Source organism: Streptomyces sp. NPDC059003, from assembly GCF_042740445.1.
Lineage (GTDB): Bacteria > Actinomycetota > Actinomycetes > Streptomycetales > Streptomycetaceae > Streptomyces.
In genome coordinates this window covers 1-11,473 of record NZ_JBHYJH010000230.1, presented here as the reverse complement: position 1 = coordinate 11,473, position 11,473 = coordinate 1, and the positions used below count along the sequence as shown (strand labels likewise).

Below are 11,473 nucleotides of genomic sequence, written 5' to 3'. Positions count from 1 at the left end.
CCGATTTCCTCGGTGCCTTTCAGGTCTTCGCTTTCGCGCTTCCCTTTCCGGCGGTTCCGACTTTATCAGAAGTTTTTGGCCGGACTGACCGGCTCAAGTTTTCCGATGGTGTCGGGTGGCATCTTGATTCTTGATTGATGAGATTCAAGAAGCAGGTAGATGTTCACTGCTGCCGTGCGAGCTGTCCAGCTCTAGGCAACTGTTCGAATCTACCTCCCCGGTCCAGTCATGTCAATGACTTTTCTGGGGCGACGAGGAGACTAGCAGGTCAGAGAGGTCGTACGCACATCAAGCCGCCGTGGGGACCGTAGCGCTCTGTTCGGACGCGTCGACGTCGCCCGTCTCTCCGGCGTGTGCGGCCCTGCCGCCGAGGACGTAGACGTACGCCAGGAAGGCCAGCTCCGCGGCGATGCCGATGGCGATGCGGGCCCAGGTGGGAAGGCCGGAAGGCGTGACGAAGCCTTCGATGGCGCCTGAGACGAAGAGGACCAGGGCCAGGCCGATGGCCATGCCCAGGGCTGAGCGGCCTTCTTCCGCCATCGCCGCCCGTCGGGTGCGCGGCCCCGGGTCGATGAGGGTCCAGCCGAGGCGTAGGCCCGTTCCCGCGGCTACGAAGACCGCGGTCAGTTCGAGGAGGCCGTGCGGGAGCACCAGGCCCAGGAAAGTGTCGAGGCGACCCGCGGAGGACATCAGGCCGATGCCCACCCCCAGGTTGAGCATGTTCTGGAAGAGGATCCAGATGACCGGGACGCACAGGAAGGCGCCGAGGACCAGGCACATGGCTGCCGCCTGGGCGTTGTTCGTCCACACCTGGGCGGCGAAGGAGGTCGCCGGGTGGCTGGAGTAGTACGTCTCGTACTCGCCTCCGGGGCGCGTCATGTCGCGCAGCTCGGAGGGGGCGGCGATGGAGGACTGCACTTCGGGGTGGGTGCCGACCCACCAGCCGAGTATCGCGGCGAGGGCGGTGGACAGCAGCGCTGTGGGTACCCACCAGTGGCGGGACCGGTAGACGGCTGCCGGGAAGCCGTGCGCGAGGAAGCGTGTGACGTCTCTCCAGGAGGCACGGCGGGTGCCTGTCACGGCACTACGCGCGCGTGCCACGAGTTGGGTGAGCCGGCCGGTGAGCTGTGGGTCCGGGACGCTGGACTGGATCAGGGACAGGTGCGTCGCGGTGCGCTGGTAGAGGACGACGAGTTCGTCGACCTCGGGTCCGGTGAGGCGGCGCTGGCGGCGCAGCAGGGCGTCCAGGCGGTCCCACTCGGCCCGGTGGGCGGACACGAAGACGTCGAGGTCCATCGGATTGGCTGCTCCCCGGCTTCTCGTACTGCTCTCGTACTGCTGGAACTGGTCGTACTGGTCCTACTGCGGCGCGATCAGTCTTCAGCTTGGCAGACTGGCGGTTCCGGGGGCAGAGAAGGGAAGGGCGGCAGGCGTGAGTGAGCTTGTGACGGGCGAGGCGGTGGCGCTCGAGTTGCGCCCCGCGAAGCTGCCGAGCCGGGCGCTGGCCGTGCTGATCGACATGGTCGTGGCGTGGTCGGTCTATCTGGCCGTGACGCTGGGACTCCTCGCGTCGACCGCGTCGCTGGACGACGCCGCGGCCGCGGCCATCGCCGTGGGGACGTTCGTGCTGATCCTGGTGGGTGCGCCGATCGCGGTGGAGACGCTCAGCCATGGGCGGTCGCTGGGGAAGCTGGCGTGCGGCCTGCGGGTCGTGCGGGACGACGGCGGGCCGATCCGTTTCCGTCACGCGCTGGTACGCGGGGCGATCGGGGTCGTCGAGATCCTGCTGACGTTCGGGGTCGTCGCGTGCATCGCGTCGCTGGTGTCGGCGCGCGGGCGGAGGCTCGGGGACGTGTTCGCGGGGACGCTCGTCGTGCGGGAGCGCGTTCCTACCGGGCGGACCGGGTACGTGCCGCCGCCACCGCCCTGGTTGATGGGGCGGTTCGCCGAGCTCGATCTGTCGATGGTGCCGGACGGGCTGTGGCTGGCGATCCGCCAGTACCTGACACGGATGGGGCAGCTGGATCCGCAGATCGGCTGGGCCATGGCCGAGCGGCTCGCCGCCGATGTGGTCGCGCGGACTGGTGCGCCCGCGCCGGAGGGGGTGCCGCCGGCGGCGTTCCTGGCGGCCGTCGTGCACGAGCGGCAGGCCCGGGAGTCGCGGAAGGCCTTTGGCGGTACGGCCAGTGGTGTCTTTGGGGCGCAGGGGCCCGGGCTCGTACCGCTCTCGCCGACCGCGACCGCGACCGCGTATGCGTCGCCCGGTCAACAGCCCCCTCAGGTAACTCAGGTACCTCAAGCCCCTCAGTCCACGCAGGGGCTACAAGCCCCACCAGCACCACCAGAACCACCGGCCCCACAGGACCCACAGGCCCCCGCCGGAGTCGATCCGGCCCGGTCGGCCGGTGCCGTCGCGCCGCCGCGGCGTGAGGATCCGTCCGGGCCCGCGACGGGCTTCGTGCCGCCCGCGTAGCCCGTGTGTGCCACGCAGGCCGGGACGATCGGCGGCGCGTAGGCAGGAGTTGAGCGCAGGGCAGGCGCGGCCGTGTGTCAGGGAAGGACCGACGGCGGCGACTCGAGGTGTTCCAGCTCGATGCCGGGGGCCGCGAGGACGACGTCGCCGCTGAGGTGTACGGCGTGCTGCTCGCCCGTGTCCAGGGCTGTGACCTGGTATTCGTCCACGGTCAAGGGGCCGTTGTCAGTGGCGTGTGCTTCTCTTTTCAGCAAGGCCCAGGACTGGTCGAGGGTGCGGGGGGCGAGGACCGGGTCGGTGAAGGCGACCAGGCGGACGCGGGTCGCGGGGGAAGCGGGGGCGAGCCGCAGCAGGCGGGCTGTGGCGACGAGGAAGGCGGGGGATGTGCCGGTGAAAGCGTGAGCGGGGGCGCTGTTCTCGGTGGCGTGCGCGCCGGTGGCGTCGGTGCGGACCCAGGTGACGCCGTCGAGGGCGGCGGCGCGCACCTGCCAGCCGGCGGCGTGCAGTTCGAGACGGATGGGGCGGCCGAGCTCGTCGATGGCCAGGTCAACGGAGCCCGCGTGGTCGCCGGAGGGGGTGGTGCGCTGGGCGACATAGCGCCAGCCGGACGGGCCGGGCGCGCAGTGGAAGTGTTCTTCACCTAGGGGGGTGTGATCGTGCGGATCGTGCAGCGAATAGCGGCCGCGGGGCATGGGGCGTGGTCCTTGTCGAGCTCGTCGAGGGACGTGCGGGGCGTGCGGGGCCTGGCGTAGGCGTGCGGGGCCTGGAGCGGGGCGGACATCCCGGCCTCGACGGGGGCAGGCCCCCGCCGGGAAGGCGAGGGCCTGCTGGAGACGTACTGCGAGGCGTACTGCCGGGGCCGCGGCCCGGGGCGCCATGGCCCGGGGCCGACGGTCCGGAAGGTCAGTAGCGGTAGTGGTCCGGCTTGTACGGGCCCTCGACCTTGACGCCGATGTACGCGGCCTGCTCGGGGCTGAGCGTCGTGAGCTTCACGCCGAGCGCGTCCAGGTGCAGGCGGGCGACCTTCTCGTCGAGGTGCTTGGGGAGCACGTAGACGTCGGTCGGGTACTCGTCGGGCTTGGTGAACAGCTCGATCTGGGCCAGGGTCTGGTCCGCGAACGAGTTGGACATCACGAAGGACGGGTGGCCGGTCGCGTTGCCCAGGTTCAGCAGGCGGCCCTCGGAGAGGACGATGAGGACCTTGCCGTCGGGGTGCGTCCAGGTGTGCACCTGCGGCTTGACCTCGTCCTTGACGATGCCCGGGATCTGCGCGAGGCCGGCCATGTCGATCTCGTTGTCGAAGTGGCCGATGTTGCCGACGATCGCCTGGTGCTTCATCTTGGCCATGTCCGAGGCCATGATGATGTCCTTGTTGCCGGTCGTGGTGATGAAGATGTCGGCCTTGTCGACGACCTCGTCGAGCGTCGTGACCTGGTAGCCGTCCATCGCGGCCTGCAGGGCGCAGATCGGGTCGACCTCGGTGATGATCACTCGGGCGCCCTGGCCGCGCAGCGACTCCGCACAGCCCTTGCCGACGTCGCCGTAGCCGCAGACGACCGCGGTCTTGCCGCCGATGAGGACGTCGGTGGCGCGGTTGATGCCGTCGACGAGGGAGTGGCGGCAGCCGTACTTGTTGTCGAACTTCGACTTGGTGACGGCGTCGTTGACGTTGATCGCCGGGAACAGGAGCTGCCCGTCGCGGTGCATCTCGTACAGGCGGTGGACGCCGGTCGTGGTCTCCTCGGTGACGCCGCGGATCTCCGAGGCGAGCTGGGTCCACTTCTGCGAGCCCTCGGAGATGGTGCGGTTGAGGAGCTGCAGGATGACGCGGTGCTCGTCGTTCTCGGCGGTCTCGACGGCGGGGACCTTGCCGGCCTTCTCGTACTCGACGCCCTTGTGGACGAGGAGGGTGGCGTCACCGCCGTCGTCCAGGATCATGTTCGGGCCGCCGGTGGGCGTGTTCGGCCAGGTCAGGGCCTGCTCCGTGCACCACCAGTACTCTTCGAGGGTCTCGCCCTTCCAGGCGAAGACGGGGACGCCCTGGGGGTTCTCGGGGGTGCCGTTCGGGCCCACGGCGATGGCGGCCGCGGCGTGGTCCTGGGTGGAGAAGATGTTGCAGGAGACCCAGCGGACCTCGGCGCCGAGGGCGACCAGGGTCTCGATCAGGACGGCGGTCTGCACGGTCATGTGCAGCGAGCCCATGATGCGGGCGCCGGCCAGGGGCTGGCTGGCGGCGAACTCCTTGCGGATCGCCATCAGGCCGGGCATCTCGTGCTCGGCGAGGGTGATCTCCTTGCGGCCGAACTCGGCGAGGGAGAGGTCGGCGACCTTGAAGTCCTTGCCGTTGACGGCAGTCGTCATGGTGAAGTGCTCCTCGTGGTTGGTCGAGGGTGGGCATGGCTGACCTGCGGCTTCGGGGCACGGGTCGGCTCCGTCGCGCGCAGTGCAGTCCGTCGGAGGCCCTCTCTCCCTCGGCCGGTCCAGGAGCGGACCGCCCGACCGCCATCAGCAGCGACGTCTGGCACTGTCACGAATCTACACCGATTGGCGCAGCGCGCCACAGGCCGCCCCGAGGGGCGGCGTGGCTGGATCGCGATCAGAGCAAAGGCATTCAGACCTCTGTGAACCGGGACCTTTGGGCTTTTGATCCTGTCCTCGTCTGTTGCAGGATGCCTGGAGATCGGGAACATCTGCGCGATCGTGTTTGGCCAAGCTCTAGGAGAACCTCGTGACCAGTCCGGCCGATCCCCCCGCGGGCGGCGGCGAGCAGAAGCGGCTCAAGCTGCTCGCGGTGACCGCCTGTCCGACCGGCATCGCCCACACGTACATGGCGGCGGAGAAGTTGCAGCAGGCCGCCGAGCGTCTCGGCGTCGACATGAAGGTGGAGACACAAGGCTCGATCGGGGCCGAGAACGTGCTCTCTGACAACGATGTCAGAGACGCCGACGGCATCATCATCGCGGCCGACAAGGACGTGGACCGCGGCAGGTTCGTGGGCAAGCGCGTGCTGTCGGTCGGGGTGTCCGAAGGCATCAGTCATCCGGAGCGGTTGATCGAGCGGGTGCGGAGCGCGCCCGTGCAGGAGGGCGGGGGTGCCGGGGGCGGGCAGGCCGCGGGCGGCGGTGCCGGCGGTGGCGGGCGGGAGCGGAGTGTCGCGTACAAGGCGCTGATGAACGGTGTCTCGTACATGATTCCGTTCGTCGTGGTCGGCGGGCTGCTCATCGCGATCTCGCTGTCGCTCGGCGGGCACACCGACCCCAAGGGCGGGCTCGTCATCCCGGACGACTCGTTCTGGATGCATGTGAATCAGATCGGGGTCATCGGGTTCACGCTGATGGTGCCGATCCTGTCCGGGTACATCGCGTACGCGATCGGGGATCGGCCCGCTCTGGTGCCGGGGATGATCGGCGGTTGGATCGCCAACACCGGTGAGCTGTACGACTCCAAGGCGGGGGCGGGGTTCATCGGGGCGATCGTGACCGGGTTCCTCGCCGGTTATCTGGTCCTGTGGATCAAGAAGGTCAAGGTCCCGAAGTTCGTCCAGCCGATCATGCCGATCATCGTGATCCCGATCGTCGCGACCAGCGCGCTCGGGTTGTTCTTCATCTACGTCATCGGGAAGCCGATCTCGTGGGTGTTCGAGCATCTGACGGACTGGCTCAGCGGGATGACGGGGACGAGTGCGATTCTGCTCGGGGCGATTCTCGGTCTGATGATCGCGTTCGACATGGGCGGGCCGGTCAACAAGACGGCGTTCCTGTTCGGTGCCGGGCTCATCGCGACCGGCAACCAGACCGTCATGGGCATGTGCGCCGCGGCGATCCCCGTGATGCCGCTCGGGCAGGGGCTCGCGACGCTGATCCGCAAGCGGCTCTACAGCGAGCAGGAGCGGGAGACCGGCCTCGCGGCCTTGTTCATGGGCTTGTTCGGCATCTCGGAGGGTGCGATTCCGTTCGCGGCGGCGCGGCCCGCGCAGGTCATTCCGGCGAACATGCTCGGCGGCGCGGTCGCCGGTGCCGTGGCGGGGCTCGCCAGTGTGAAGGACGCGGTGCCGCACGGCGGGCCGATCGTGGCGGTGCTCGGTGCCATCGGCGGCGTACCGATGTTCTTCGTGGCCGTCGCCGCCGGAACCGTCGTCACCGCGCTGGTCACCGTGTCCCTCGTGGATCTGAGTGAGCGGAAGCGGGGTGGTCTGCCGGTGGGTGGTGGGCTCGCTGGGGGCGAGCCGGTGCTTGCGGGGGTCGGGGCCGGGGCCTCGGGGGCCGCGGGGGCGGCCACGGGAGGCGGGGCGGTTTCGGCCTCTCCGGTTTCGGCGGCTTCAGCTCCTACGCCTTCGGCTTCGGCGCCTGCCGCTTCGGCTGCGGCCGCGGCTGCCGGCCCGGAGGTTCTCTCCGGGTATCTCACCCGGCAGACCGTCAAGGTCCAGCTCGCGGCCGGGGACAAGGAGGCGGCCATCCGCGAGATGGCGGCCCTGCTCGCCCGTACCGGAAAGGTCGACGACGTCGAGGAGCTCGTACGGACCGCGCTTGCGCGCGAGGCGCAGGGCACCACGGGGCTCGGCGAGGAGATCGCGATCCCGCACGCCAAGACCGACGCGGTGAGCGCGCCGGTCGTCGGGTTCGCGCGGTCCGCCGAGGGCATCGAATGGGGTTCGCTCGACGGTACGAAGGCCAAGCTGATCTTCATGATCTCCGTGCCGGAGGCGGCCGCGGGTGATGAGCATCTGCGGATCCTCGCGCTGCTCTCGCGCAAGTTGATGGACACCGGGTTCCGGGAGCGGCTTGTGGCTGCGGCGGACGAGGCGGCGGTTCTTGAGGTGCTGCGCGAGGTGGGGTGAGCGCGGCCGGTGCCCAGGCGAAGGGCCCCGCACCATGCTGGTGCGGGGCCCTTGTCGTACGTATCCGGGTTGCCCGGCACGTTGGGCTGTGCCCACCCGTCCCGCCCTGCGGGACGATTGCCCACAGCCGGGCAGGGCGGGCAGAGATGCCCGTCAGTGGTCGCTCTCCGGGGTCGGGCCGCCCGGGGACTTTGCCGGGTTTGTGCCTGCGGCGGCGGCCTCCGCGCTGTAGATGTCCGGCTCCAGGTAGATGACGCGGGCGATGGGGACGGCCGCGCGGATGCGGTCCTCGGCGGCGTTGATCGCCTCGGCGACCTCGCGGGCCGTGTCGTCGTGCTGGACGGCGACCTTCGCGGCGACGAGGAGTTCCTCGGGGCCGAGGTGGAGCGTGCGCATGTGGATGACGCCGGTGACGGTGTCGCCGTCGACCAGGGCCTGCTCGATCTTCGCGACCTCTTCGGTGCCCGCGGCCTCGCCGAGCAGCAGCGACTTGGTCTCGGCGGCGAGGACGACCGCGATGAGGATGAGGAGGACGCCGATGCAGAGGGTGCCGATGCCGTCCCACACGCCGTCGCCGGTGGCGAGCGCCAGGCCGACGCCGCCGAGCGCGAGCACCAGACCGACGAGCGCGCCGAAGTCCTCCAGGAGGACGACGGGCAGCTCGGGGGCCTTGGCGCGGCGGATGAACTCCTTCCAGGAGAGCGTGCCGCGCAGGGCGTTGGACTCCTTGATGGCGGTCCGGAAGGAGAAGGACTCCGCGATGATGGCGAACACCAGGACGCCGACCGGCCAGTACCAGTGCTCGATCTCGTGCGGGTGCTTGATCTTCTCGTAGCCCTCGTAGATGGCGAACATGCCGCCGACCGAGAAGAGCACGATGGAGACCAGGAACGCGTAGATGTAGCGCTCGCGGCCGTAGCCGAAGGGGTGCTGCGGGGTGGCCTCGCGCTGGGCCTTCTTGCCGCCGAGGAGGAGCAGGCCCTGGTTGCCGGAGTCGGCCACGGAGTGGACGCTCTCGGCGAGCATCGACGACGAGCCGCTGAAGAGGAACGCCACGAACTTCGCCACCGCGATCGCGAGATTGGCGGCGAGTGCCGCCACGATCGCCTTTGTTCCGCCTGACGCACTCATGTGTGCTCGTTGTTCCCTTCACCTGCGTGACGCCTACCCGGCGCACGGACCGGAGTGTCCGGCCCGCGCGGTGGGCCATTGTTGCAGCACGAGAGGAGTGGGTGGGTCAGGCGACCACAGTGGCGCGGAAAAGCGTGCCGCTGCCGGAAACGTCGGCCTGCTCGCCCGCGGGGACGAAAGCGGACTGACCGGGCGTCAGGTCGAGGCCGCCCGTGCGGACCGCACCGGCCGTGCAGAGCAGGATCTGCGGGGTTCCCGCGGTGAGGTCGTGCGGGGCGCCGCCCTCGGGCAGCACGAAACGGGACAGGCGGAACTCGTCGATCGGGGTCTCGTAGACCTCCTCGCCGTCGGAGGCGGCCTCGGGGCGCAGCACACCGGGGTCGGTGGCCTCGAAGCGGACGATGCGCAGGAGTTCGGGCACGTCGACGTGCTTGGGGGTGAGGCCGCAGCGCAGCACGTTGTCGGAGTTGGCCATGATCTCTACGCCCATGCCGTTCAGGTAGGCGTGCGGGACTCCGGCGCCCAGGTAGAGGGCCTCGCCGGGCTGCAGCTGGACGTAGTTGAGCAGCATGGCGGCGATGACGCCGGGGTCGCCGGGGAAGTGCCGGGCGGCATCGGCGTACGGGGCGTAAGCGCCGCCGAGGCGCTCGGCGGCGGCCGTGGTCTCGGTGACCGTCGCGGCCATCTCCTCGCGGTCGGCGGTGAGCACGGCCGTGAGGACCTCGCGCAGGGCGGCGTCCTCGGGCTTGGCGCGCAGCAGGTCGACGTACGGCTTGAGGGAGTCGACGCCGAGTCCGTCGAGCAGGTCGGCGGCCTCGGCCGGGGCGCGGAAGCCGCACAGGCCGTCGAACGGCGTGAGCGCGCAGATCAGTTCGGGCTTGTGGTTGGCGTCCTTGTAGTTGCGGTGGGGGGCGTCGACCGGGACGCCGCGGCGCTCCTCGTCCTCGTATCCCTCCCGCGCCTGCTCCAGGTTCGGGTGCACCTGGAGGGAGAGCGGGGCGCCCGCGGCAAGGATCTTCAGGAGGAACGGCAGGCGGGGGCCGAACTTGTCGGCGGCTCGGGCGCCGAGCTCGCGGCGCGGGTCCTCGTCGATCACCTCGTTGAGCGGGCCGCGCTCGGTGCGCGAGGGCGCGCCCGGGTGGGCGCCCATCCACATCTCGGCCTGGGGCTCGCCGGTCGGCTCGACCCCGAGGAGGCCCGCGATGGCGGTGGTGGATCCCCAGGCGTAGGGGCGGATGGTGTTGGTGAGGCGGTCCACGGCGGGGTCTCCCTTACGGGCTTGCAGGGGCGCGTCCGGTGCGCGGGCACGCGCATGTCTCTTACGGGTACGCGTTCACGGGTACGGGTTCACGAGTAGGGGTACGCGTTCACGAGTACGGGTACGGGTCCGCGCTCAGGGCCGCGCGCACGCGTACGTCGGCTGCGGTCATGATCGGTCCCCGGAAGCGAGCGCCAGGTAAACGGCGGCGAAATCCGTGACGGCGATCAGCTCGGCCAGGCGCTCCAGGTCGCCGCCGTCCTCCGGCTCCAGCTCGCTGACCGCGGTGTCGTGGCTGAGGGCGAGCTCACGGGCGGCGGGCGCGGCGGTGAGTCCGCCCGCGTCGGCCGGGCGCTCCCTGAGCAGGACGACGCGGGCGTGCAGCGGCGCCGGGTCCTCGACGCGGTCGCGGAAGAAGTCGTCGCTGTCGGCGCTTCCCGCGAGGCCGCCGGCGAGGAGCGTGGCGTGCGCGGGCAGGGCCTCCGGGAGCTCGGCGGCGAGCGCGGCGTGGCCCGCGAGTTCGGCGAGGGCCGCGGCGAAACGGCGGCCCGCGGGGCCCGCGCCCTGGCCTTCGGTCCAGATCAGCGGCAGGGCGTCGGCGAGCTCCGCGGCGAGGGTCTTCGCCGGGTTGCTGTACGTCGCGATGGCCGGGCCGCACCGCTCCGCGACGCCGTCCAGGCGGTCGGCGACCTTCTCCAGGGCCTCGACGGGGGCGGTGACCAGGCCGGTGCGGTCGAGCAGGACGAGCAGCGGGGTGAGCAGGGCCCACAGGGTGCCGGGGGCGGCGGCCGGGGACTCCGGGTCGTCGCCGGTCCGCTCGGCGGGGTGCGGCGGCAGGGCCAGCGGGACGGTCAGGCCGTGGGATCCCGCCACGCTCTCGGCCAGCGGGGAGCCGGCCGGGGCCACGGCGACGACGGTGCAGCCGCGGCGGTAGGCCTGGTCGGCGAGGAGCGTGAGGCCCGGCTCGGTGCCGTCGGGGGTGGCGATGAGCAGCAGGTCGACGGGGCCGACCCAGCCGGGCAGGGACCAGCGCAGGGCGCCCGCCGCGGGGGCCACGCCGCTGGGGGCGAGGCGGACGACGGGGCAGCCGGGGCTCGCGAGCGCGCCGAGCAGGTCGGCGACGCCGGTCGCGGCGGTGCCGGGGCCCGCGATCAGGACGGCGCGCGGGCGGCCGTCCGGCTTGAGTCCGGTGAGCCCGGACTCCGTGGCGTGCCGGACCGACGTCCGCACCCGGGCACCGGCTTCGGCGGCGCCGCGCAGCAGGTCGTGGCGGTCGGCGCGGGCCAGGGCCTCGGGGGCGTCAAGGAGCGACTCGTCGAGCATGGGGGCGGGCCTCCTCCTCGCGTGGGCGCGGTCGCGCCCCTGTCGCGTGGGCGCGGGTACGTCCTTCTCGCGTGGGCTTCTCGCGGGGTGCTTCCCGCGGGGTGCTTCCCGCGTGGGCTTCTCGCGGGGGTGCTGCTCCTGATCCTTACTCGGGGCGGCGGGCCTCGTCGACCAGGAGTACGGGGATGCCGTCACGAACGGGGTAGGCGAGGCCGCAGTCCGTGCCGTCCGCCGTGCACACCAGCTCGGCGTCCGCTTCCTTGAGGGGGGCGTGGCAGGCCGGGCAGGCGAGGATCTCCAGGAGGCCGGCTTCGAGCGCCATGAGGGGTCCCTTCGGGCGGGGTGCGTGAACTGCCACCCTACCCGTGGCCTGGGGGCCTTGGGCGGGGGTGGGGGGCGGGGGCGGGGCGTGGGCCCTCGCGGGGCGCCCCAGGCCCGCCCCTTCCCGAAC

Annotated in this window: 9 protein-coding genes; 2 read left to right on the top strand and 7 right to left on the bottom strand. The window is 71.2% G+C overall.

Going from position 1 to position 11,473, the window contains the following annotated elements; all coding sequences use genetic code 11:
• Window positions 1-288: 288 nt before the first annotated feature.
• Window positions 289-1,296 (bottom strand): stage II sporulation protein M, encoded by a 1,008-nt coding sequence (locus ACFWZ5_RS41290; RefSeq protein WP_384803417.1) that lies wholly within the window; start codon window positions 1,294-1,296, stop codon window positions 289-291.
• 136 nt (window positions 1,297-1,432) lie between these two features.
• Between ACFWZ5_RS41290 and ACFWZ5_RS41285 the strand changes: the two genes are divergently transcribed.
• The gene (locus ACFWZ5_RS41285) at window positions 1,433-2,473 is read left to right on the top strand and encodes an RDD family protein (RefSeq protein ID WP_384803414.1); all 1,041 of its coding nucleotides are present in this window, start codon (window positions 1,433-1,435) and stop codon (window positions 2,471-2,473) included.
• Between the two features lie 77 nt (window positions 2,474-2,550).
• Here ACFWZ5_RS41285 and ACFWZ5_RS41280 read toward each other — a convergent pair whose 3' ends face one another.
• Window positions 2,551-3,165 (bottom strand): hypothetical protein, encoded by a 615-nt coding sequence (locus tag ACFWZ5_RS41280; protein WP_384803411.1) that lies wholly within the window; start codon window positions 3,163-3,165, stop codon window positions 2,551-2,553.
• Window positions 3,166-3,376: 211 nt separating this feature from the next.
• Window positions 3,377-4,834: an adenosylhomocysteinase gene (ahcY, locus tag ACFWZ5_RS41275; protein WP_384803408.1), complete on the bottom strand. Its 1,458-nt coding sequence runs from the start codon at window positions 4,832-4,834 to the stop codon at window positions 3,377-3,379.
• Window positions 4,835-5,201: 367 nt separating this feature from the next.
• Between ahcY and ACFWZ5_RS41270 the strand changes: the two genes are divergently transcribed.
• Complete coding sequence (locus ACFWZ5_RS41270; RefSeq protein WP_384803405.1) at window positions 5,202-7,310, top strand: fructose-specific PTS transporter subunit EIIC; 2,109 nt, start codon at window positions 5,202-5,204, stop codon at window positions 7,308-7,310.
• 153 nt (window positions 7,311-7,463) lie between these two features.
• Here the strand turns inward: ACFWZ5_RS41270 and ACFWZ5_RS41265 are convergent, their stop codons facing one another.
• The 4 genes from ACFWZ5_RS41265 to ACFWZ5_RS41250 form a co-directional block, all read right to left on the bottom strand.
• Window positions 7,464-8,441, bottom strand: a complete 978-nt coding sequence (locus tag ACFWZ5_RS41265; protein WP_384803403.1) for a cation diffusion facilitator family transporter — start codon at window positions 8,439-8,441, stop codon at window positions 7,464-7,466.
• 106 nt (window positions 8,442-8,547) lie between these two features.
• The gene (manA, locus tag ACFWZ5_RS41260) at window positions 8,548-9,699 is read right to left on the bottom strand and encodes a mannose-6-phosphate isomerase, class I (RefSeq protein WP_384803400.1); all 1,152 of its coding nucleotides are present in this window, start codon (window positions 9,697-9,699) and stop codon (window positions 8,548-8,550) included.
• 168 nt (window positions 9,700-9,867) lie between these two features.
• Complete coding sequence (locus ACFWZ5_RS41255) at window positions 9,868-11,022, bottom strand: SIS domain-containing protein (protein ID WP_384803397.1); 1,155 nt, start codon at window positions 11,020-11,022, stop codon at window positions 9,868-9,870.
• Between the two features lie 145 nt (window positions 11,023-11,167).
• Window positions 11,168-11,344 carry a Trm112 family protein gene (locus ACFWZ5_RS41250; protein ID WP_384803394.1) on the bottom strand — a complete coding sequence of 59 codons (177 nt, stop codon included), beginning with the start codon at window positions 11,342-11,344 and terminating at the stop codon, window positions 11,168-11,170.
• Window positions 11,345-11,473 lie beyond the last annotated feature (129 nt).